Source organism: Aquicoccus sp. (assembly GCF_041686535.1).
Lineage (GTDB): Bacteria > Pseudomonadota > Alphaproteobacteria > Rhodobacterales > Rhodobacteraceae > Aquicoccus.
The window spans coordinates 41,522-63,079 of the sequence record NZ_JAWLDS010000003.1 but is presented as its reverse complement, the minus strand read 5'-3'; the positions used below and the strand labels follow the sequence as shown (position 1 = coordinate 63,079).

19 protein-coding genes are annotated in these 21,558 nt (G+C 65.3%); 12 read left to right on the top strand and 7 right to left on the bottom strand.

The features are described 5' to 3' along the window. Window positions 1-23 precede the first annotated feature (23 nt). The 3 genes from dnaN to rpsT form a co-directional block, all read right to left on the bottom strand. A complete protein-coding gene (gene dnaN, locus ACESL9_RS01570; RefSeq protein ID WP_372612929.1) occupies window positions 24-1,142 on the bottom strand; it encodes a DNA polymerase III subunit beta in 1,119 nt (372 codons plus the stop codon). Between the two features lie 131 nt (window positions 1,143-1,273). Further along, window positions 1,274-2,668: a chromosomal replication initiator protein DnaA gene (dnaA, locus tag ACESL9_RS01565; RefSeq protein WP_372612927.1), complete on the bottom strand. Its 1,395-nt coding sequence runs from the start codon at window positions 2,666-2,668 to the stop codon at window positions 1,274-1,276. Between the two features lie 517 nt (window positions 2,669-3,185). Further along, a complete protein-coding gene (gene rpsT, locus ACESL9_RS01560) occupies window positions 3,186-3,449 on the bottom strand; it encodes a 30S ribosomal protein S20 (protein WP_372612925.1) in 264 nt (87 codons plus the stop codon). Window positions 3,450-3,680: 231 nt separating this feature from the next. On the opposite strand from rpsT, the gene map reads away from it, so the two are divergent. Beyond that, window positions 3,681-4,526 carry a type I methionyl aminopeptidase gene (gene map, locus ACESL9_RS01555; protein WP_372612923.1) on the top strand — a complete coding sequence of 282 codons (846 nt, stop codon included), beginning with the start codon at window positions 3,681-3,683 and terminating at the stop codon, window positions 4,524-4,526. A gap of 134 nt (window positions 4,527-4,660) precedes the next feature. Next, a complete protein-coding gene (locus ACESL9_RS01550) occupies window positions 4,661-5,842 on the top strand; it encodes an MFS transporter (protein ID WP_372674420.1) in 1,182 nt (393 codons plus the stop codon). A gap of 3 nt (window positions 5,843-5,845) precedes the next feature. Here the strand turns inward: ACESL9_RS01550 and ACESL9_RS01545 are convergent, their stop codons facing one another. From ACESL9_RS01545 to ACESL9_RS01535, 3 genes are all read right to left on the bottom strand, one after another. Further along, window positions 5,846-6,712, bottom strand: coding sequence for a DUF2189 domain-containing protein (locus ACESL9_RS01545; RefSeq protein ID WP_372612919.1), 867 nt, complete (start codon window positions 6,710-6,712; stop codon window positions 5,846-5,848). A gap of 128 nt (window positions 6,713-6,840) precedes the next feature. After that, window positions 6,841-7,407: a 16S rRNA (guanine(966)-N(2))-methyltransferase RsmD gene (gene rsmD / locus ACESL9_RS01540; protein ID WP_372612917.1), complete on the bottom strand. Its 567-nt coding sequence runs from the start codon at window positions 7,405-7,407 to the stop codon at window positions 6,841-6,843. A gap of 82 nt (window positions 7,408-7,489) precedes the next feature. After that, window positions 7,490-8,695 (bottom strand): NAD(P)/FAD-dependent oxidoreductase, encoded by a 1,206-nt coding sequence (locus tag ACESL9_RS01535; RefSeq protein ID WP_372612915.1) that lies wholly within the window; start codon window positions 8,693-8,695, stop codon window positions 7,490-7,492. A gap of 81 nt (window positions 8,696-8,776) precedes the next feature. Here ACESL9_RS01535 and ACESL9_RS01530 point away from each other — a divergent pair, with 81 nt between their 5' ends. The 3 genes from ACESL9_RS01530 (at window position 8,777) to glpK (ending at window position 12,435) form a co-directional block, all read left to right on the top strand. Next, entirely contained in the window at window positions 8,777-9,265 is a 489-nt protein-coding gene (locus ACESL9_RS01530) for a peroxiredoxin (protein ID WP_372612913.1), read from the top strand. Window positions 9,266-9,343: 78 nt separating this feature from the next. Beyond that, window positions 9,344-10,927, top strand: coding sequence for a glycerol-3-phosphate dehydrogenase (glpD, locus tag ACESL9_RS01525; RefSeq protein WP_372612911.1), 1,584 nt, complete (start codon window positions 9,344-9,346; stop codon window positions 10,925-10,927). Continuing rightward, window positions 10,924-12,435, top strand: a complete 1,512-nt coding sequence (glpK, locus tag ACESL9_RS01520) for a glycerol kinase GlpK (protein ID WP_372612909.1) — start codon at window positions 10,924-10,926, stop codon at window positions 12,433-12,435. The genes glpD and glpK overlap by 4 nt, the downstream gene beginning before the upstream one ends. A gap of 126 nt (window positions 12,436-12,561) precedes the next feature. Here the strand turns inward: glpK and ACESL9_RS01515 are convergent, their stop codons facing one another. Next, complete coding sequence (locus tag ACESL9_RS01515; RefSeq protein ID WP_372612907.1) at window positions 12,562-13,467, bottom strand: LysR substrate-binding domain-containing protein; 906 nt, start codon at window positions 13,465-13,467, stop codon at window positions 12,562-12,564. A gap of 108 nt (window positions 13,468-13,575) precedes the next feature. On the opposite strand from ACESL9_RS01515, the gene ACESL9_RS01510 reads away from it, so the two are divergent. The 7 genes from ACESL9_RS01510 (at window position 13,576) to ACESL9_RS01480 (ending at window position 21,453) form a co-directional block, all read left to right on the top strand. After that, window positions 13,576-14,220, top strand: a complete 645-nt coding sequence (locus ACESL9_RS01510) for a peroxiredoxin (RefSeq protein WP_372612905.1) — start codon at window positions 13,576-13,578, stop codon at window positions 14,218-14,220. A 64-nt stretch (window positions 14,221-14,284) separates the two neighbouring features. Beyond that, a complete protein-coding gene (gene cydD / locus ACESL9_RS01505) occupies window positions 14,285-15,985 on the top strand; it encodes a thiol reductant ABC exporter subunit CydD (RefSeq protein ID WP_372612903.1) in 1,701 nt (566 codons plus the stop codon). Further along, entirely contained in the window at window positions 15,985-17,640 is a 1,656-nt protein-coding gene (gene cydC, locus ACESL9_RS01500) for a thiol reductant ABC exporter subunit CydC (RefSeq protein ID WP_372674419.1), read from the top strand. The genes cydD and cydC overlap by 1 nt, the downstream gene beginning before the upstream one ends. Window positions 17,641-17,756: 116 nt before the next feature. Then, window positions 17,757-19,367: a cytochrome ubiquinol oxidase subunit I gene (locus tag ACESL9_RS01495; protein WP_372612899.1), complete on the top strand. Its 1,611-nt coding sequence runs from the start codon at window positions 17,757-17,759 to the stop codon at window positions 19,365-19,367. 5 nt (window positions 19,368-19,372) lie between these two features. Further along, a complete protein-coding gene (cydB, locus tag ACESL9_RS01490; protein WP_372612897.1) occupies window positions 19,373-20,524 on the top strand; it encodes a cytochrome d ubiquinol oxidase subunit II in 1,152 nt (383 codons plus the stop codon). 12 nt (window positions 20,525-20,536) lie between these two features. Further along, entirely contained in the window at window positions 20,537-20,653 is a 117-nt protein-coding gene (gene cydX, locus ACESL9_RS01485; RefSeq protein WP_372612895.1) for a cytochrome bd-I oxidase subunit CydX, read from the top strand. A gap of 122 nt (window positions 20,654-20,775) precedes the next feature. Continuing rightward, window positions 20,776-21,453, top strand: coding sequence for a phosphoribosyltransferase (locus ACESL9_RS01480; RefSeq protein WP_372612893.1), 678 nt, complete (start codon window positions 20,776-20,778; stop codon window positions 21,451-21,453). The last annotated feature ends 105 nt before the right edge of the window (window positions 21,454-21,558 follow it).

The following is a 21,558-nucleotide window of genomic DNA, read 5'->3' as shown; positions in this document are numbered from 1 at the left end:
TTTTTGATAGTTTCCGGGGTCACTTAGACCCGCATGGGCATGACGACATAGACGGCAGAGGTGTCGTTGCCTTCGCGCATCAGGGTCGGGTCGCCAGAGGAATTGAACAGGAAGACGGCGTTTTCGCGATCGACCTGGCTGGCGATCTCCAGCAGGTACTTGGCGTTGAAACCGATTTCCAGCCGCTCGTCGCCATAGGCCACGGCCAGTTCTTCCTGGGCGGCGCCGCTGTCGGGGGCGTTGACCGAGAGGGTGAGCTTGTCCTCTTCGAGCGTCAGCTTTACCGCGCGCGACCTTTCGGAGGACACGGTGGCGACCCGGTCCACGGCATGGGCGAATTCGCTGGCGTCCACTTCGAGCCGCCGGGTGTTGCCCTGCGGAATGACGCGGGTGTAATCGGGGAAGGTGCCGTCGATCACCTTGGAGGTCAGGGTGATGTCGGGCGTGGCAAACCGCACCTTGGTCTCGCTGACCGACACGGCGATCTGGGTGTCGTCATTGTCCAGCAGCTTGCGCATCTCGCCCACGGTCTTGCGCGGGATGATAACGCCGGGCATGTCGCCCGCGCCCTCGGGCAGGTCGGCGTCGATCCGGGCAAGGCGATGGCCGTCAGTGGCCACGCACCGCAGAACGCGCCCGCCATCGGACTCGGCGACATGCATGTAGACCCCGTTGAGGTAATAGCGCGTTTCCTCGGTGGAAATGGCGAATTTCGACTTGTCGAAGAGCCGCCGCAGCACCGGCGCGGGGGCCGAGAAATTCGAGCTGTATTCCGACGACGCCATCACCGGGAAATCCTCTTTCGGCAGCGTGGCGAGGTTGAAATGCGACCGGCCCGCGGCGACCGAGAGGCGGCCCGCGGCGCTGTCGTCGGTGAGCGTGACCAGCGCGCCATCGGGCAGTTTGCGCACGATTTCGTGCAGCGTCACCGCCGAGACCGTGGTGGCGCCGGCGCGTTCGACCTGTGCCGGGGCGCGATCCACCACCTCGATATCGAGATCGGTGGCGCGGAAATGGACATCCGACCCCTCAGCCTCGATCAGGACATTGGCCAGGATCGGGATCGTGTTGCGGCGTTCGACGACCGATTGCGCCTGGGCCACCGCCTTCAAGAGCGCGCCGCGTTCGATGCTGAATTTCATACCCTCACTCCGTATCCGTCTGGCCGGGAGCGGAACCCTAGCCGTTTCCCCTGCCCGTGCAAGGGTATTGTGGGTGTTTTCGGGTGTAACACGCCGCAGGTCAAGAGCCTGGCCGGGGCGCATGACCCGGCTCAGGCTTCGAGCGTGCGGCGCAGCAATTCGAGGTCTTCGGCGATCTGACCGTCCTGAGCGCGCAATTCCTCAATCCGGCGCACGCCGTGCATGATCGTGGTGTGATCGCGTCCGCCGAAATGGCGCCCGATCTCGGGCAGCGAACGGCTGGTCAGTTGCTTGCACAGATACATCGCCACCTGGCGCGGGCGGGCGAAACTGCGCAGGCGCTTGGGCCCGATCATGTCCGAGAGGCGGATGTTGTAATGCTCGCTCACCTTGCGCTGAATCTCTTCCACGGTGATCTTGCGCTCGGATGCGCGCAGCACGTCGGCAAGGCAATCCTGCGTCAGGTCGAGGGTGATCTCGCGCCCGACGAGCGAGGCGAAGGCGAAGAGCCGGGTCAGCGCACCTTCGAGCACGCGCACATTGGTGGAAATCCGGTGGGCGAGGAATTCGAGCACGCCATCGGCCAGCACCAGTTCGGGATATTGCATGCGCTGGGCCTCGACCTTGGATTGCAGGATGCCAAGGCGCAATTCGTAATCGGTGGGGTGCAGATCGACGACAAGGCCGCATTGCAGTCGGCTCTTGATCCGGTCCTCGAGATCCTTGATCTCGCCCGGGGCGCGGTCGGCGGAGATGATGATCTGCCGGTTCTGGTCCACCAGGGCATTGAAAGTGTGGAAGAATTCTTCTTGCGTGGAATCCTTGCCGGCGATGAACTGCACATCATCGACCATGAGGACATCGACCGAGCGGAACAGTTCCTTGAAATCCATCATCTTGCGATCGCGCAGCGCCTGCACGAAGCGATACATGAACTGTTCGGCCGAGAGATAGACGACGTTGAGATCGGGGCGGCGCGCGGAAAGCTCGTGCGCGATGGCATGCATCAGGTGGGTCTTGCCGAGCCCGACCCCGCCATAGAGAAACAACGGGTTGAAGGTGACTGCACCGCCTTCGGCGACGCGACGGGCCGCGGCATGGGCCAGCTCGTTCGGCTTGCCCACGACGAAGCGGTCGAAGGTGAACCGGGCGTCGAGCGGCGCCGCGGGCAGCAGGTCGTCGCGCACCGTCGGCCGGGCCGGGGCATGGACCGGCGGGCCGGCCTGGCCGTTCGCGGCCGGGGTGGCCTGTTGTGCGGCGGGCCGGGCCTCGGCCCTGGCGGAGCCGTCGGCCACTTCAAACCGGATGCGGCGCACGTCGACGCCGGCGGCCGACATCTGGTAGCGGATCACATCGCCGAAATTCTGGCTGACGTAATTGCCCAGAAAGCTCGTGGGAACATGAAATGTGGCGACACCGTCACAGAGGTTGTCGAATTCCAGCGGTTCGATCCAGTTCTTGAAATTGTTGCGTCCGACCGTTTGCAGGAGTGTTTGCTGAACCTGTCCCCATTGCTCTTGTGTCATCTGTCCCCGATCCAAGATTTCATTCCCTCAAGCAGCGGATCAACACATGATCCGCCGCCACGCGGATCACGGCACGAAGTAAAGATGCATGGCCAACACTCCCCCGTGACCTGGCCGCAGCGGCAGGCCGAACACACGGTCGATGACCAACATCATCGCGCATCACAACACCCGAGGGTCTGGCAGGTCATTCCAACCGCCATGATCACACCCGAGGCGTGACGCAGAACTGGACAAGATTCAGCAGCAGCAGCTAGCTAAAACGCAGACACGGGCAGCCCCGTTTTCCGGCGCTGTAAATGCCCTCTGCATGGCTTGTCCCCCAAGTGCGATGTGACTCGCAGGATCGAAATTAGCAACATGCGCAGCGCAGGGGCAACGAAACTTCACGCTTGACTCTGTCTTTTCGGGGAAAGAATCTCGCAAGTCCTTTGAAGTCAATGAAATATGGGGCGCATGAAAAAAAGGGCGCACCGCGAGGCGCGCCCTTGGACGGATGAAACTGTGCCGTGACGCCTTAGCCGAGAGCCTTGACCCGGGCAGAGAGGCGCGACATTTTCCGCGCGGCGGTGTTCTTGTGATAGACGCCCTTGGTCACGCCACGCATCAGTTCGGGCTGGGCGGCGCGCAGGGCGGTCTGTGCCGCTTCCTTGTCGCCCGAGGTGATCGCTTCCTCGACGCGGCGCAGGAAGGTGCGGATGCGCGAGCGGCGGGCCTTGTTGACGGCAAAGCGGCGTTCGTTCTGGCGGGCGCGTTTCTTGGACTGTGGCGTATTGGCCATGTGTCGGGACCTTTCGTCGGTTCGGTTCAATTTTTATGCGTGAAACCGCCCGAACGGGCCCCGGCGTCGTCCGGGTGAGTCTTGCCTGAGCGGGCATCACGCGCATGTCTGGCGCGCTTCATACGCAATTCCGCGGGAAATGCAATCGCCAAAACCGCCTGTGCCGTTTTTCGCCGTCGCGCCGGGGGCCATGCTCTGGTCCTTGGGCATAATCTGCTCTAAAGAGGGGCCATGATCCTGAGTTTCGGCAAGAAGGCTGGCGAAGTGAACGAAAATCACCGGGGACGCATGACGCGCGAAGGCATCCGCATTCATGACAATGCGGATTTCGCGGGTATGCACAAGGCGGGCGAACTGGCCGCGCGCATTCTCGATGAGGTGGCGGAACACGTGTTCCCCGGCCAGACCACGGGCGAGATCGACCGCATCATCGAGGAGCGGGTGAACGCGGCGGGCGCGAAATCGGCCACGATCGGTTACAAGGGATATCAGCATGCCTCCTGCATCAGCGTGAACCACGTGGTCTGTCACGGGATTCCGGGCGACAAGCTTCTCAAGGACGGTGACATTCTCAACATCGACGTGACCGTGATCGTCGATGGCTGGTTCGGGGACACGAGCCGGATGTATGTGGCAGGCAAGCTCAACCGCAAGGCCGAGCGGTTGATCCAGGTGACGCATGACGCGCTGATGAAAGGGATCGAGGCGGTGAAGCCCGGCAACACCTTCGGCGATATCGGCCATGCGATCCAGACCTTTGTCGAAGGGCACCGGATGAGCGTGGTGCGCGATTTCTGCGGTCACGGGCTGGGCCGGGTGTTTCACGCGCCGCCCAACGTGCTGCATTACGGGCGCGCTGGCACCGGGCCGGTGCTCGAGGAGGGCATGTTCTTTACCATCGAGCCGATGGTCAACCTGGGCCGCCCCGAGACCAAGGTTTTGGCCGATGACTGGACCGCGGTGACCCGCGACAAGTCCCTCTCGGCGCAGTTCGAGCATTCGGTGGGGGTGACGGCCGAGGGGGCCGAGATCTTCACCCTGTCGCCTGCGGGCAAGTTTCACCCGACCTGGGGCTGAGTTTTCGGACTGTCCGCTGCGCGCTGACGCGCATCGGAAACGTGCCGTCACTTCCATTGCCCCGCCGTGGCCAATCCGGGCAAGCTGCGTCAGACTGCCCGGGCGGGGCAGTGCGCCCCGGGCGGAGGAGCGCGATGCTTGCGGCAGAGGAAAGACCCGGGGGCGGGATGGTGATCCCGATCCTGTCGGCGGCGAATTTCATCATCGGCATCGGGGCTTTCCTGGTGATCGGCATCCTGAGTCCGATGATTGCCGATCTGGGGGTGAGTGCCGCGCGGGGCGGCTGGATCATGACTTCCTATGCGCTGGGTTACGCGGTGCTCTCGCCGGTTCTGGTATCACTGACCGGGGGCGTCGGGCGGCGGCGGGTGATCGCCGGGGGGCTGGTGGCCTTTGCGCTGGCCTCGGCTTTGTCGGCGCTGGCGCCCAATGACATCGTTCTGAATGGTGCGCGGGTTCTGGCGGCGGCGGGCGCGGGCGTGGTGACGCCGGTGGCCGCGGCGGTGGCCGCCGGGCTGAGCGGGCCGGAGCGGCAGGGGCGGGCGCTGGCGGCGGTGTTCTTTGGCCTGACGATGGCGCAGGTGGTGGGCGTTCCGGTGGGCAGTTTCCTTGCCTATCTCCTGGGCTGGCGGGCGGCGTTCGGGGTGGTGGCCGCACTTGCGTTGCCGGTGGCGGTGGCGGTCTGGGTGATGATCCCGGCGGGGCTGTCGTTTCGCCCCGTCACGTTGCGCGACTTGCGGCAGGTGCTGGTTGATGCGCGGCAGATGGCGGTGATCCTGTTCACCGCGTCCTTCCTCGGGGCGATCTATGTCGTTTACACCTTCTTTTCGCCGATCCTGACCGAAACCATGGGCTTCGGGCGCAACGAGATGACGCTGGCGCTGGTGATCTATGGGCTGGGTGCGGTGGCGGGCAACCTGATGAGCGGGCGGTTGAGCGATGCGATCGGGCCGTTCCGCACGCTGTTGATCGTAAGCGGCAGCCAGGTGATCCTGATGCCCGTCTTTTCGGTTCTGCCATTGCCGCTTTGGCAGGTCTACCTGTTCCTTTTTCTCTGGCCCGCCTTCGGCTGGTCCTTCATGGCGGCACAGCAGGCGCGGCTGATGCGGATGGCGCCCGAGCGTGCGCCGGTCCTGATGGCGCTCAACGCGGCGTCGATCTATGTCGGTGCGGCGCTGGGTTCGGCCCTTGGCGGGCTGGTCCTGGCGGGTTGGGGCATGGCGGCGCTGGGTCTTGGCGGGGCGGTGACGGCTGGCTGGGCCACGCTGCATCTCATGGCCACCCGCGGGATGGAAGACTCCGCGCGGGCAGGCTGATGGTCAGCCCGCCGAGGGCACGGCGCGGCGGTAGAGATGCCATGTCGCGTGGCCGAGCCATGGCAGGACCAGGACCAACCCGAGGAAGAAGGGCAACGACCCCAGTGCCAGCAGGATCGCCACGGTGAGGCCCCATGCCGCCAAGGTGAACGGGTTCTTGCGGGCCACGCGCAGCGAGGTGGCCACGGCCACGGGCAGGCCGGGGGCGCGGTCGATCAGCATCGGGAAGCTGAAGGCCGCGGTGACCAGCACGAGCGCGGCAAACACCGCGCCCACGCCGCAGCCGATCACGATCATCGCCCAGCCGGCGGGCGTGGTCAGCACGGCCTGAAGGAAGGCGAGGGGCGAGTCGGGCTGGATCGGGCCGACCGTGGCCAGGTAGATGCCAAAGGCGGCGCCCATCCAGGCCAGGAAGATGGCGAAGAGGTAGAGCCCCAGCACGATGACGGGTGCAATCGTGGTGCGGCGCAGATGGCCGAGCGCGGCGGGCCAGGTGACCTCCTGCCCCAGTTCGGATTGTCGGCTGAGCTCGTAGTAAAGGATCGCCGCGACGGGGCCGATCAGGGCAAAGCCCGCACCCAGCGGAAAGATCAGATGGACGAGCGATTGCTGAAACGCCAGGAAGGCCAGCGCGAGACCGAGCGCCGGATAGATCAGCAGCAGGGCGGCCACATCCGAGCGAAACCGCGCGGCATCATGCGCGCCGAGGCGCAGGGCCGTGCGGACGTCGTCGAGGGTGATGCGGTTCACCTCGGGCAGGTCGGTCGCGCGATCGCTGCCGAGGCTGCGGGTCATTTCGGCAAATGCATGGCCGGCGCCGCGGACCTTGCGCGCGCCCCAAGAGGCGGGGTTTCCGATGGTCTGGACCATGAGGGCCTCCTTTCCTGTGTCGGTCGGGACAGGCGCAGGCGGTATCACCGGCGGGGTCGGTGGGCCTGTCTTTCTCGGGTCATCGTAACACGGGCGAGGGGTGAATGCGTGTCACGATGACGGGAGTGTCAGGTGCGGTCGGCTGTCAGAAGCGTGATCGTGGTGTCGCCATAGCGGCGCGCGTCGAGCGTCGTGAGGCCCTCGGGCGGGGTGACGGGGGCGCTTTCCTCCCACACGATCAGGGCGCCGGGGGCGATCCAGCCGCCGGCCATCGCGGCGGCGAGAGCCCGTTCGCCGAGGCCCCGTCCATAGGGCGGATCGAGGAAGATCAGCGTGAACGGCGCGGCGGGGCAATCGCCCAGTTTGCGCGCGTCGCGACGAAAGAGCCTGGTCGCGCCCTGGGCGTTGCAGATCTCGATATTGCGGCGGATGAGGGCACGGGATTTCACGCCGTCATCGACGAAGGTGACATGGGTCGCCCCCCGGCTGAGGGCTTCAAGCCCGAGCGCGCCGGTTCCGGCGAAAAGATCGAGCACCCGCGCACCGGTCACCGGATCGCCGAACCGCCCGCCGGCGAGGATGTTGAACAGGCTTTCGCGGGTGCGGTCTGTGGTGGGGCGCAGATGCGCGCCCGCGTCGCCCTTGCCGACGCTGGCCAGTGCCCGGCCCTTGAAGGTGCCACCGACTATGCGCATGGGACAGGCAATCGTGCGGAACAAAGGGCGGGCGCTGCCCGGTCTGCTTCGCAAGCCGGGCGAGGCCATTGCACGTTGCCCATCACAGCAGCGCCTTCAACTCGGTCGCGGGATCGGTCACGGCCGCGGGATCGGGTGATTTGCCGCCTTCGATCAGGCGCTTGCCGATCATGTAGGCGCGCGGGTCGTTCATCGCATCGACAGCGAGGAGCGTGTCGCCCTTGAAATACCAGACCGACTGGCTGCCCTCCTTCTCGCCCTTGCGGGTGAACACGCGGTCATAGCCGGCATTCAACCCGGCGATTTGCAGCTTGATGTCGTATTGATCCGACCAGAACCACGGTTTGGCAACGTAATCCTTGCCTGCGCCCAGCATGTTTTCGGCCACGCATTCGGCCTGATCGATCGCGTTCGGCACGGATTCGAGGCGGATGCGGCTGCCGTGCCACGGAAAGGACGTGCAATCACCCGCGGCCCAGATATGCGGATCTGAAGTGCGGCCCTGTGCATCGGTCCTGATGCCGTTCTCGATCTCGAGCCCCGCCGCCTCGGCCAGTCGGGTGTCCGGGGTGATGCCGACGCCGACGATCACGAAATCGACATCGAGCGCGCTGCCGTCCGAAAGCCGCGCACCGGTGACGCGGGTTTCGCCCGTGAGGGTCTCGAGCCCCACGCCTTCGAGAATCTTGACCCCGTGCGCGCCGTGCAGCGCGCGAAAGTAGTCCGAGGTCTCGGGCGCGGCCACCCGTTGCAGGATGCGGTCGGCCATTTCGACAAGCGTCACGTCGAGGCCCTTTTTCGCCGCCACGGCGGCGGCTTCGAGACCAATATAGCCGCCGCCCACGATCAGCACCCGGCGACCGGGTGCAAATTCGCGGGCCATGGCATCGACATCGGCCAGCGTGCGCACCACGTGCACGCCCTCGAGCGCGCCACCGATGCTGTCGGGCAGGCGGCGTGGCACCGATCCGGTGCAAAGCGCCAGCATGTCATAGCCGACTGTGTCGCCCCCGGCGGTCACGGTGTGGCCCTCGCGGTCGATGTCCTGCACCTCGATGCCCAGCCTGAGCGTGATGTCATTCTCGGCATAGAAACTCTCTGGACGCAGGTAGAGGCGTTCGACCGCCATCTCGCCCAGGAGATACGCCTTGGAAAGCGGCGGGCGCTGGTAGGGCGGGGCGGGTTCGGCGCCGATGAGGGTCACGGGGCCGGAGTGGCCCGAATTGCGCAGCTTGGCGACGAACGAGGCACCCGCCTGACCCGCGCCGATAACCACGATGTGAGACATTTCCGTATTCTCCCCGTTGCGTCCGCCGGGGGAGCCTATAACTTCGGCTCACGGAAACGCAACGCAAGACAGGAGAGTTACATGGCGATTTCGGTGGGTGATACGCTGCCCGGTGGCACGTTGATGAAAGTGGGGGCCGACGGGCCGGAGCCGGTCGAGCTCGAGAGCAAGGTAAAAGGCCGGAAAGTGGTGATTTTCGCGGTGCCGGGGGCGTTCACGCCGACCTGCCATTCGGCGCATGTGCCGAGTTTCCTGCGTGTCAAGGACGAGCTTGGCGCAAAGGGCGTGGACGAGGTGATCTGTGTCAGTGTCAACGACCCCTGGGTGATGCAGGCCTGGGGCGAGGCGAGCGGCGCGGCAGAGGGCGGCATCACCATGCTGGCCGATTCCTCGGGTGCTTTCACCAAGGAGATCGGCATGGATTTCGACGCGCCGCCGGTGGGCTTCGCGGGCCGGTCGAAACGCTATGCGATGCTGGTCGATGACGGGGTGGTCAAGGTTCTGAACCTCGAAGAGTCGCCGGGCACCTGCGAGATTTCGGGCGGCGAGGTGATGCTGTCGGCGCTGTGACGGTGAATTTGGCGGGGGGGCGGGTTCTGCCGCCCCCGCCTGCGCCCCCCTTGCGGGGGCTGACGGGGCAACGGGGACATGACGGACATGAGCGACAACGCCGATCCGGTGTCCGATCTTTTCGTGATCGGCGGCGGCATCAATGGCTGTGGCATCGCACGTGATGCGGCGGGGCGCGGGCTGTCGGTCGTGCTGGCCGAGCAGGGCGACCTGGCGCAGGCCACGTCGTCCGCTTCGACCAAGCTTTTTCACGGGGGCCTGCGTTATCTTGAATACGGCGAGATCCGGCTGGTGCGCGAGGCGCTGCGCGAACGCGAGACGCTCTTGCGTGCCATGCCGCATATCAGTTGGCCGATGCGGTTCGTGTTGCCCTTGCACCCCGAGATGCGGTTCGAGGGCGGCACGCCGGTCTCGCGCCTGTTGGGAATCGTCATGCCGTGGCTGCGGGGGCGGCGGCCGGGATGGATGATCCGGCTGGGGCTTTTCCTTTACGACCACCTCGGCGGGCGCGAGATATTGCCCGGCACGACGCGCATCGACCTGCGGCATGCGCCCGAGGGCAAACCCCTCAGGCCGGGGATCGAGGTGGCGTTCGAGTATTCCGATTGCTGGGTCGAGGATTCGCGGCTGGTGGTGCTCAATGCCCGCGACGCGGTGGCGCGGGGGGCCGAGGTGTTGACCCGGGTGCGGGTCGAGCGGGCACGGCGCGTGGGCGATATTTGGGAGATCACGCTGCGCGATAGCGTGACCGGGCAAGAGATGACGCGGCGCGCGCGGGTTCTGGTCAACGCGGCGGGGCCTTGGGTGGGCGACGTGATCGGCGGCGTGGCCGGGGTCAACAGCACGGAGCGGGTGCGGCTGGTCCGGGGCAGCCATGTCGTCACGCGCAAACTCTATGATCACGACAAGTGCTATTTCTTTCAGGGCAGTGACGGGCGGATCATTTTCGCGATTCCCTACGAGGGTGATTTCACCCTGATCGGCACCACCGATGCCGACCACCCGGATGCCGACGTGCCGCCCGTCTGCACCGAGGAGGAACAGGATTACCTTTGTGCCTTTGCGTCGGAGTATTTCGCGCGGCCGGTGACGCGCGAGGATATCGTCTGGACCTATTCCGGGGTGCGGCCGCTTTACGACGACGGCGCGGGAGCGGCCGCGGCGGCGACGCGGGATTACGTGCTGCGGCTCGACCGTGCGGGGGCGCCGCTCCTGAACGTGTTCGGGGGCAAGATCACTACCTATCGGCGGCTGGCCGAAAGCGCGATGGAAAAGCTCGGTGCGGTCTTTGCCGACCTGCCCGGGCCTTGGACGGCGGGCGTGCCCCTGCCGGGCGGGGATTTCCCGGTGGACGGGGTCGAGGACTTGATCGCGCGGCTGATGCGGGAGTATCCCTTTCTGGAAGGGGGCGAGGCGCGGCGGATGGTGCGGGCCTATGGCACCGAGGCGTGGCAGATGCTGGGCGATGCGGCGATGCGTGCGGATTTGGGTCGTGATTTCGGCGCGGGCTTGAGCGCGCGGGAGCTGCGGTGGCTGATGCGCCATGAATTCGCCCGGAGGGCCGAGGACGTTGCCTGGCGCCGGTCGAAGCGCGGTCTGCGGATGAGTGCCGAGGAGATCGCGGCGTTGGATGCGTGGATGCGCGTGGAGGGGGAGCGATGAGTCATATCCTGGCGATTGATCAGGGCACGACGTCGAGCCGGGCGATTGTCTTTGATGCGGATATGCAGGTGGCGGCGGTCGCGCAGGAGGAATTCACCCAGCATTTCCCCGCCTCGGGCTTGGTCGAACATGACCCGGCGGATATCTGGGCCACGGTGGCGGGCACCTGCCGCGCGGCGATCGAGCGGGCGGGAATCGGCGCGGGCGACATTGCCGCCATCGGCATCACCAACCAGCGCGAGACCACGCTGGTCTGGGATCGCGACACCGGTGCGCCCATTCACAACGCCATCGTCTGGCAGGACCGGCGCACTGCCGACATGTGCCGCGCGTTGAAGGAGGCGGGGCACGAGGCGATGATCGCCGCGCGCACCGGGCTGTTGCTCGATCCCTATTTCTCGGGAACGAAACTGCGTTGGCTGCTCGACACGGTAGAGGGCGCACAGGACAAGGCCCGCGCCGGGCGGCTCTTGTTCGGGACGGTGGATTGCTATCTCATCTGGAAGCTGACCGGCGGGCGGGTGCATGCGACCGACGCCACAAACGCCGCGCGCACGCTGCTTTACGACATCCGCGAAGGGCGCTGGAGCGAGGAGATTTGCGCGCTTCTGGACATCCCGATGGAGATGTTGCCGCAGGTCTGCGATTGTGCCGATGATTTCGGGGTGACGCGGGCCGATCTCTTCGGGCGGGAAATCCCGATCCTCGGTGTCGCGGGCGATCAGCAAGCGGCAACGGTGGGGCAGGCCTGTTTCACGCCGGGTATGATGAAATCGACCTATGGCACGGGGTGTTTCGCACTTCTGAACACCGGGGAAGTGCCGGTGCAATCGCAGAACCGGCTCCTGACCACAATCGCCTACCAACTGGAGGGCAAGCCGACCTATGCGCTCGAAGGGTCGATCTTCATCGCCGGGGCGGTGGTGCAATGGCTGCGCGACGGCTTGAAGATCATTCGCGCGGCGAGCGAGACGCAGCCGCTCGCCGAGAAGGCCGATCCGGGGCAGAACGTGATCCTTGTCCCTGCCTTCACCGGGCTGGGTGCGCCCTATTGGGAGCCGGAATGCCGCGGCGCGATCTTTGGCCTCACGCGCAACACCGGACCGGCGGAGTTTGCCCGCGCCGCGCTGGAAAGCGTGGGGTTCCAGACCCGTGACCTTCTGGAGGCGATGCGGGCCGATTGGGCGGCAGAGAGCGGGCGCGGCGATGTGGCGACCCTTCGGGTCGATGGCGGCATGAGCGCCAGCGACTGGACGATGCAGTTTCTGAGCGACATCATCGGTGCGCCGGTGGATCGGCCCGAGGGGGTCGAGACGACCGCGCTGGGCGCGGCATGGCTGGCGGGGATGCGGGCCGGGCTTTACCCGCCCATGGCGGAGTTCGCCCGGGGCTGGGCGCTGGAGCGGCGGTTCGCACCGGGGATGGACGACGCGACGCGCGCCACGAGATACGGGGCCTGGACGCGCGCGGTGCAGGCGGTGATGAAGGTCCAGGACGTGCCGGATTGAACCGGCTCCGGGCCACACCGGGCGACGGGAACCAGAGGCCGGCGCCCGCCCCGGGTGGTCAGACCCGGTCAGGCGCGAGACGCCACGGCGGCTGGAAGCACCATCTGCCGTCGCTGTGTTCGCTGGTCACGTTCGGGCCTCAAGCATCTGCCGGGTTTCGCACAGGATCCGGGCCAGACTCCTGAAGCGTTTCACATGCGGCGATGTCTTGCGCCACGCAAGGACGACCTGACGCGGGCAGATCCCGGGGATCTCGGTCAGCGCGATCTCGTGACCTTCGGCCGCGCCGGCATCAATGGCGAGGCGCGGCAGCAGTGTGATGCCGAGCCCCTCTTCGACCATGGAGACGAGCGTGGGCAGGCTGGTGGCCGAGAAGCTTTCGTCCTCGTGCAATTCGCCACCGGGCAGGGCCGACAAGGCGTGGCGCTGCAGGCAGTGCCCGCGGTCCAGCAGCATCAGCGAATGTTCTGCAAGATCCGCGCCCTTGAGACCCTCGCGCCCGGCCAGCGCATGATCGGGCGGTGTTGCGAGCGCATAGCCATCGTCAAACAGGGGTTCGACCTGGAGCGCTCCCAAATCGTGGGGCAATGCAACCAGCGCAAGATCCAGCCGCCCCTCTTCGACGCCGCTGACAAGTGTTTCGGTCAATTCCTCGCGCAGGAACAATTTCAGTTCGGGATAGCGCGCGCGCAAGAGTGGCAGCGCATGGGGCACGAGGTATGGGCCGACCGTCGGAATGGCGCCCAGGCGTAGCGTGCCGGTAAACGCATCGCCATGCTGGGCGGCCAGTGCCTCGATCTCGGCGATGTCGGCCAGGACACGGCGCGCGCGTTCGGTGATCTCGTTGCCCGCATTTGTCAGTTGCACCGACCGGCGGGTTCGCTCGACCAGCATGACCCCCAGCTGCGCCTCGAGTTCCTTGAGCCCGGCACTGAGCGTGGGCTGGGTGACATGGCATTTCTCGGCCGCGCGCGAGAAGTTCAGCTCGTTGGCGATGGCGACGAGAAAACTGAGTTGGCGAATCGTGGTCATGGCCTCATGATAGATTTTTTCGATATTTAATCGCTTATATATCAATTTCTAAAAGTCTACCAGACTTTCTATGTCTGTCTTGCAAGCAAGCATGAAAGGAAAAAGCTGATGACCGATACTCCTTCCCCCACCTTCCCGCGCCTGAATGAACCTGCGCCGGATTTCACCGCCCTGACGACCGATGGCGTCAAGTCGCTGAGCGACTACGCGGGCAAATGGTTGATCCTGTTTTCGCACCCGGCCGATTTCACGCCGGTCTGCACGACCGAGTTCACCGCCTTTGCCAACCGCCAGGACGAGTTCGATGCGCTCGGTGTCGAGTTGCTTGGCCTGTCGATCGACAGCCACTATTCGCACATCGCCTGGGTCCGCTCGATCAAGGAACGTTTTGGCGTGGACATCACGTTCCCGATCATTGCGGATCTCGACATGAAGGTGGCGCAGGCCTACGGCATGGTTCAGCCCGGTGCTTCGGACACGCAAGCCGTGCGCGCGACTTTCATCATCGATCCGGATGGCGTCCTGCGGGCGATGGTCTACTATCCCCTGACGAACGGCCGCTCGGTCGACGAGTTCCTGCGAATGGTCAAGGCGATGCAGACTTCAGATGCGTGTGGTGTCGCGACGCCAGAGAACTGGCAGCCCGGCGACGACGTGATCGTCAAGCCGCCGCAGACTGTGGCCGAGGCAAATGCCCGCATTGATGAAGGTTTGAACACGGTGGACTGGTATTTCACGACCCGTACGCTCTAATCCTTGAACATGCCCGGCGCTTGCGTCGGGCATGTGGCACCCTGGTTGATGGAGCGTCAACACGATGACCGACACCGCGCGCAACATAGGGAAATCCGATCCCGCCGCCCATCATCTGCGCGAGATGTGCGGCCGCGATGCGGCCCAGCTGCGCCGCGGGGAAGGATTGTGGTTGCTGCCGCCGCTGTTGTGGATCGGGCAATCCGCCGTGGTTGCGGCCATATTCGCAACGCTGTTGCAGGGCACTCCCGGTTTGCCCTGGCTGATTGTCATGACAGGGCTGTTCCTGTTGATCGGTCTTGTGCGGGTGGGGCTGGAAACCCACGCCGCGGACCGGTTGACACGTCTTGCAAGGGCAGGGGTCAGAAGGTTGCGCGACGATCTGGTCGAACGCGAAACCCGCCGCGCGCCGCATGATCCTGCGAGACCTGATTCGGCGGCGCTGGCGGTGTTGCTGGCCGAGAAGCTCGATCACCTGGTGCCCTACATCACCCGCTATCGCCCGGCGATGCTTCGGGTGATGGTGGTGCCGCTGACCATCCTTGTCCTGGCTTTCTGGCTGTCATGGGCGGTGGGGTTGGTCCTGTTGATCTCGGGGCCACTGATCCCGGTGTTCCAGGCACTGGTCGGGCTGGCCGCGCGCGATGCCAGCGTCCGGCAGATGGCCGAGATTGGCACGCTGAACAGCGCGCTCCTCGACCGGTTGCGCGGGTTGGTCGATATCCGCCTTCTGGGCGCCACCGAGCGCATGGTGGCGGGTTTCCGCGACCGGGCCGAGGCGCTGCGCGCGTCCACGATGGCGGTCTTGCGCGTGGCCTTCCTGACCTCGGCGGTGCTGGAACTCTTTGCGGCGCTGGGGGTGGCCATGGTGGCGGTCTATGTCGGGTTCTCGCTGCTGGAGTTGATAGACTTCGGGTATTGGCAAAATCCGCTGACCGTGGGCGAGGGCATATTCCTGCTGCTTCTGGCCCCCGCGTTCTTCGAGCCGATGCGCGAACTGGCCGCCGCCTGGCATGACAAGGCCGCGGCCCTGGCCGTGGCCGATGAGCATCGCGCGTTGCAGGCGCGTCCGCTCAGGCCGCTCCCGGGTACGGGCGGGGCGGCGGACCGGTTGACCGGGGCACCCGCAATCCGCACGAGGGGCCTGATGGTCGATCATGGCGCGCCGTTGCGCTTTCCTGACCTTGATATTGCAGCAGGCGACAGCCTTGCCATCACCGGGCCCAGCGGATCGGGCAAGACAATGCTTCTGTCGTTGCTGGCGGGGCTCTCTGCGCCCGATGCCGGAGAGATCGAGGTGGCGGGCCGCCCGCTAGACGACACCACCACGGATGGCTGGCGCGCCCGGCTGGCGTGGGTGCCACAGGGGGTGCACTTCCTGTCCGGCAGCCTTCGCCACAACCTTGCCCCCGGCGCCACGGCGGAAGAACTGGCCGATGCTCTTGGCCGCGCCCATGCACAGGCGGTGGTGCAACGTCTGCCGCGTGGGCTGGATACGCGGCTGGGCGAGTTGGGCACAGGCGTTTCGGGCGGCGAGGCGCGGCGGTTGATGCTGGCGCGCGCCATCCATGCCGCGCCGGATGTGCTGATCGCGGATGAGCCGACCGCCGATCTGGACCCCGAGACCGCGCAGGAGGTCACCCAACAGTTGCTTGCGCTGTCGCAGCAGGGCGTCACCTTGATTATCGCCACGCATGACATGCGGCTGGCCAATCGCATGACTCATCGTCTCGAACTTCCCCCGTTCGGAGAGGAGGCGGGCTGATGCGTCACTTGTGGAAAATCCTGATGCTGATCTGGCGGGCCGAACAGGTGGCCTTGCTGCGTGGCGTGGCGCTCTCGATCACCGTTCTGGTGATGGGGCTGGCGCTTCTGGGCTTGTCGGGCTGGTTCATCACCGCCGCGGGGCTGGCGGGCCTTCTGGGACTCGGGACGACCTTCGACATTTTCCGCCCGAGCGCCGGGGTGCGGTTCCTGGCCATCGGGCGCACCGCGGCGCGGTATGGGGAGCGCCTGTTGAACCACGATGCCACCTTGCGTGCCCTGGCGGCACTGCGCGTCCGGCTGATGCAGGCGCTTGCCGCGCAGGGCTGGGAACGACTGGGACGATTGCGCGGTTCGGAAATGCTCAACCGTCTGGGCGCGGATGTCGATGCGCTGGACGGCGCGATGCTGCGGCTGGCGATACCGGCGGTGGCGGCCGGGGTAACGCTGGGTCTGGCGCTGGTGGTCATGTCATTGCTGACGACACCGCTTCTGGCGATCGCCAGTGTCGGCAGTTTCACCTTGGGCGGTGTGCTGGCACTGATCTGGGTGACGATGCGTGCGCGCAAACCCTCGCGCCGGGCAGGGAGGGCGGTGCAAGCGTTGCGTATCCGCATGATCGACCTTTTGCGTGCCAAGGCGGATCTGGCAGTGATGGGCCGGCTGGCCGGCGCGCGCGCCAGCACGCTGGCAGCCTCGGCCCGCCTCGACGCTGCGCGCGCGGCGAGCGATGCGGTGGAACACCGCGCCAACGGCAGGCTGGGCGCAACGACCACGATCGCGACCACGATCGCGCTGTTTCTCGGTGTCATGTCGGCCCGAGAGGGCCTGATATCGGCGCCGCAAGCGGCGCTCGGTTTCTTTGTCATGCTGGCGGTGGCGGAAACCCTGGCGCCGTTGCGCCGCGGTTTGACGGAACTGGGCGCGATGCTCGATGCCGCCGCGCGCGTCGATCACCTGCTCGGGGACACGCCGGAACCACGGGGCCATGCCCGTGCCGTGCGGCCGGACCCCATGGCCCCCGCGCTGGAGATTGCCGACCTGCGTTATCGCTATCCCGGTGCCGCAGCCCCGGTGGTCGATGGCTTCACGCTGCGCGTGCAGCCGGGCGAGGCGGTGGCGCTGATGGGGCGCAGCGGATCGGGCAAGAGCACGGTGCTGCACCTTGCCGCAGGTCTGATCGCACCGGAAAGCGGCACGATCCGGCTGGCCGGTCGGCCATTGGCGGACTGGTCCGAGGAGGCTCTGCGCAACCATGTGGGCTTGTTGCCACAGCGCAGCACATTGATGCGTGGCACGATTGCCGAGGCCCTGCGACTCGGTGCGCCGGAGGCGTCCGAGGCCGATCTCTGGGCCGTGCTGGAGGTGGTGCAACTGGCCCGCGTGATTTCTGAGCGGGGCGGGCTTGACGCGAACCTGGCCGAGGCCGGGGCGGGCCTGTCGGGCGGCGAGGCGCGTCGCCTGGCGTTGGCGCGGCTGTTGCTGCGCCGTCCCCGGCTGCTGCTGCTCGATGAACCGACAGAGGGGCTGGATGACGCCACCGCCGATCGCGTGATGACGGGACTGCGTGACTTTGCGCCGCGGGCTTCCATTCTGATTGCAACCCATCGCCTGCCACCGGCCAAGGCTGCGTGGCGCATCGCCGCAATGGCATGAAAGATGCAAGAGAGAAACATATATTTGATTCACATCAAGGTAACAGAATGTAATCGGCTGATGGTGGTCGACATCAACGGGTCCGATTCGGATCTGGACTGTTCAAGGAGGGTTCCATGGAATTCGGGATCGTAGAGCTGTCGCGCCTGCAGTTCGCGCTGACGGCAATGTACCACTTTCTCTTTGTCCCCTTGACGCTGGGCCTGTCGGTCCTGATCGCGATCATGGAGACTGTTTACGTGATGACCGGCCGCCCGATCTGGCGGCAGATGACCAAGTTCTGGGGCACGCTCTTCGGGATCAACTTTGTCCTGGGCGTGGCGACCGGCATCACCATGGAGTTTCAGTTCGGCATGAACTGGAGCTATTACAGCCATTACGTGGGCGACATCTTTGGGGCGCCGCTCGCCATCGAGGGGCTGATGGCCTTTTTCCTGGAGGCGACATTCGTCGGGCTGTGGTTCTTTGGCTGGGACAAGCTGTCGAAGGTCGCGCACATGATCGTCGGCTGGCTGGTGGCGATTGGCTCCAACTTCTCGGCGCTGTGGATTCTCATTGCGAATGGCTGGATGCAGAACCCGGTCGGCGCAGAGTTCAATCCGATGACCATGCGTATGGAGATGACCAGCTTCTTCGAGGTCATGTTCAACGAAGTGGCACAGGCCAAGTTCGTGCACACGGTTTCGGCCGGCTATGTGACCGCGGCAATTTTCGTGCTGGGCGTCTCGGCGTGGTTCCTTCTCAAGGACCGGCATGTGCAACTGGCGCGCCGCTCGATCGCCGTTGCCTCCAGCTTTGGTCTGGCGGCGGCGCTGTCGGTGGTGGTTCTGGGCGACGAGTCGGGTTACAGCGCCACGCATACCCAGCGCATGAAACTGGCCGCGATGGAAGGCATGTGGGAGACCGAGCCGGCACCGGCCTCGTTCACCGTGTTCGGCCTGCCCGATCAGTCCGAGCGCGAGACCCATTATGCGCTTCATGTGCCCCATGTCATGGGGTTGATCGCCACCCGCTCACTGACCACCGAGATCCCGGGGATCAACGATCTGGTGATCGAATCCGAGGAGCGGGTGCGCTCGGGCGTCATTGCCTATGATGCGCTCATGACGATCCGTGCCGAGCGAGAGGATACCCCGCAGGAGGTGCTGGACAGGTTCGAGGAGCACGGGAACGACCTTGGCTATGCCTTCCTGCTCTTGCGCTATCTGGACGATCCGCGAGAGGCAAGCGAGGAGCAGATCCTTCAGGCCGCAAACGACACGGTGCCCATGGTTTCGCCGTTGTTCTGGGCATTCCGGATCATGGTGGGCCTCGGCTTTGCGTTCATCGGGGTGATGGCCTATTTCTTCGTCGCGACCAACTTCATGGGCGGGCGTTATCCGCGCTGGACGTTGCGCGCTGCTGTGGCGATCATTCCCACGCCCTGGATCGCGGCCGAGATGGGCTGGTTCGTGGCCGAATACGGTCGCCAGCCCTGGACGGTGGATGGCATCCTGCCCACGGCCATGTCGGTCAGTCACCTGTCGATCAGCTCGGTCGCACTGACGCTGGCGGGATTCATCATCTTCTACACCATCCTTTTCGTCGTCGAGATGGCGCTGTTGCTGAAATACATCCGCAAGGGCCCCGAACAGGATGTGGAAGAAACCGAAACCTGGATGGCGCGGCACGAACATCGGTTGCGCACTCATGACGGCAAGGGGCCCTTTGCCTCACCTGCGGAGTAAACGACATGATCTTGCATGAACTGATCGACTTTGAACTTCTGCGTGTGATCTGGTGGCTGCTTCTCGGCGTGCTTCTGATCGGTTTCGCCTTGACCGATGGTTTCGACCTCGGGGTGGGCACGCTCCTGCCCTTTGTCGCGCGAACCGACGGAGAGCGGCGCGTGGTGATCAACACCGTCGGCCCGGTATGGGAAGGCAACCAGGTCTGGTTCATTCTCGGCGGCGGGGCGATATTCGCTGCATGGCCACCGCTTTACGCGGTCAGCTTCTCGGGCTTCTACATGGCGATGTTCCTGATCCTGGCGGCGCTGATCCTTCGGCCCGTGGGGTTCAAGTACCGCTCCAAGCGCGAAAGTTTCGCCTGGCGCAATGGCTGGGACTGGGCGTTGTTCGTTGGCGGTGCGGTGCCGGCGCTTCTGTTCGGTGTCGCGGTGGGCAATGTGCTTCTGGGCGTGCCGTTTCGCCTGACCGACAACCTGTTCTCGCTCTACGAGGGCAGCTTCTTCCAGCTTCTGCACCCGTTCGCACTCTTGGCGGGGGCGGTGTCGCTGGCGATGCTGATCGCGCATGGCGCGGCCTGGCTGACGGTCAAGGCCGATGCGCCCGTGGTTGTCGATCGTGCCCGCCGCTTCGGTGTCACCGCCGGACTGGTGGCGATGGGGGGCTATGCGCTGGCCGGGCTGTGGCTGGCCTTTGGCATCGACGGTTTCGCCCTTGTCGGCCCGATCGACACAGATGGTCCGTCGAACCCGCTCCTGAGCGAAGTTTCGCGTGGCGGTTCATGGCTGGCCGCCTATTCCGAACGCCCCTGGATCGCCATCGCACCGATCATGGGTTTCGTCGGCATTGGGCTGGCCGTGCGCGGATTGGCCCGCGGCGGCGAGGTTTCGGCGCTCCTGTGGTCGAAGCTGGGTATCACCGGGGTGATCTCGTCGGTCGGGCTGACGATGTTTCCCTTCATCCTGCCGTCGTCGATCGATCCGCGTTCGTCGCTGACGGTCTGGGATGCGTCATCCTCGCATCTGACGCTCTTCGTGATGCTGGTCAGCACCGCGATTTTCATGCCGCTCATCATGATCTACACCGCCTGGGTCTACAAGGTGTTGTGGGGCAAGGTGGGTGAGGATGAACTCTCCAGCAACAAGAATGCCTACTGAAAGGAAAGACACATGTGGTATTTCGCCTGGCTTCTGGGCCTTCCCCTCGCGGCGCTCTTTGCCATCCTGAACGCGATGTGGTTCGAGTTGCGTGAGGACGCCCGCATGGCAGAAGACTCAGACGACTGACTGCCAACGCGCCCGGACATTCCGGGCGCGTTGGCTCGCAAGGAAACCGGGGTGATCGTGGAGCCATCCGCTCGGCGCCGACCCTCGCGGAGTGCCAGCGCACAGGGCATGAGGAGGAGACCATGACCAGTTTCCCCAACCGGAGCGAGGCCGGAAAGGCCCTCGCAGAAGAGCTTGCGAGCAATGCATATCACGATCCTGTCGTCGTCGCCTTGCCCCGTGGTGGCGTCCCCGTGGGGATCGAGATCGCGCGCGGTCTCGATGCGCCGATGGATCTTGTGATGGTGCGCAAGATCGGTGTGCCGGGACAACCCGAGCTGGCAGTCGCCGCGGTGGTGAACGGCGATGATCCACGGTTCGTCGTCAACGAGAGTATCGCCGCGCATGTCGGACTGACGCGCGATGACATTGAACGCATGGCGCGGGAGCAGCTCGACGAGATCGCCCGCCGGAGAGGGATCTACCTGCGAGACCGCAAGCCGGTGCCGATGAAAGGGCGCACGGTGATCGTTGCCGATGACGGGATCGCCACCGGGGCAACGATGCGCGCCTCGCTCAAGGCGTTGCGACAGCGCGGCCCGGCCAGGCTGGTGCTTGCCGTTCCGGTTGCCGCGCCCGACACCCTTGCCGAACTGCGGGAGGAGGTCGACGAGGTCGTTTGCCTTCTCACACCGCAACCGTTCTTCGGGGTCGGTGCACATTATGCCGATTTCGATCAGACAACCGATGACGAAGTCATCCGGCTGATGGACGAAGCCCGCGAACTGGGTCAGCGGCGGGAAGGGCATGGCCCGCGATAGCGCCCTGCGTTTTCGCCGTTTCGTTCCGGGCAATCAGGTCCTCACCCTTGCCCGAGGTTGAAGCGTGGATGAGACCCGGTCGCTGGTCTCCTGCGGAAGGGGCGT

Bases quoted from the DNA above. Each gene is read 5' to 3' on its own strand.
- dnaA (WP_372612927.1), bottom strand. From the start codon at position 2,668: ATGACACAAGAGCAATGGGGACAGGTTCAGCAAACACTCCTGCAAACG.
- rsmD (WP_372612917.1), bottom strand. From the start codon at position 7,407: ATGCGCATAGTCGGTGGCACCTTCAAGGGCCGGGCACTGGCCAGCGTC.
- map (WP_372612923.1), top strand. From the start codon at position 3,681: ATGATCCTGAGTTTCGGCAAGAAGGCTGGCGAAGTGAACGAAAATCAC.
- cydD (WP_372612903.1), top strand. From the start codon at position 14,285: ATGACCGACACCGCGCGCAACATAGGGAAATCCGATCCCGCCGCCCAT.
- rpsT (WP_372612925.1), bottom strand. From the start codon at position 3,449: ATGGCCAATACGCCACAGTCCAAGAAACGCGCCCGCCAGAACGAACGC.
- ACESL9_RS01530 (WP_372612913.1), top strand. From the start codon at position 8,777: ATGGCGATTTCGGTGGGTGATACGCTGCCCGGTGGCACGTTGATGAAA.
- ACESL9_RS01535 (WP_372612915.1), bottom strand. From the start codon at position 8,695: ATGTCTCACATCGTGGTTATCGGCGCGGGTCAGGCGGGTGCCTCGTTC.
- ACESL9_RS01550 (WP_372674420.1), top strand. From the start codon at position 4,661: ATGCTTGCGGCAGAGGAAAGACCCGGGGGCGGGATGGTGATCCCGATC.
- ACESL9_RS01480 (WP_372612893.1), top strand. From the start codon at position 20,776: ATGACCAGTTTCCCCAACCGGAGCGAGGCCGGAAAGGCCCTCGCAGAA.
- dnaN (WP_372612929.1), bottom strand. From the start codon at position 1,142: ATGAAATTCAGCATCGAACGCGGCGCGCTCTTGAAGGCGGTGGCCCAG.
- cydC (WP_372674419.1), top strand. From the start codon at position 15,985: ATGCGTCACTTGTGGAAAATCCTGATGCTGATCTGGCGGGCCGAACAG.
- glpK (WP_372612909.1), top strand. From the start codon at position 10,924: ATGAGTCATATCCTGGCGATTGATCAGGGCACGACGTCGAGCCGGGCG.
- cydX (WP_372612895.1), top strand. From the start codon at position 20,537: ATGTGGTATTTCGCCTGGCTTCTGGGCCTTCCCCTCGCGGCGCTCTTT.
- ACESL9_RS01495 (WP_372612899.1), top strand. From the start codon at position 17,757: ATGGAATTCGGGATCGTAGAGCTGTCGCGCCTGCAGTTCGCGCTGACG.
- cydB (WP_372612897.1), top strand. From the start codon at position 19,373: ATGATCTTGCATGAACTGATCGACTTTGAACTTCTGCGTGTGATCTGG.
- ACESL9_RS01515 (WP_372612907.1), bottom strand. From the start codon at position 13,467: ATGACCACGATTCGCCAACTCAGTTTTCTCGTCGCCATCGCCAACGAG.
- ACESL9_RS01545 (WP_372612919.1), bottom strand. From the start codon at position 6,712: ATGGTCCAGACCATCGGAAACCCCGCCTCTTGGGGCGCGCGCAAGGTC.
- ACESL9_RS01510 (WP_372612905.1), top strand. From the start codon at position 13,576: ATGACCGATACTCCTTCCCCCACCTTCCCGCGCCTGAATGAACCTGCG.
- glpD (WP_372612911.1), top strand. From the start codon at position 9,344: ATGACGGACATGAGCGACAACGCCGATCCGGTGTCCGATCTTTTCGTG.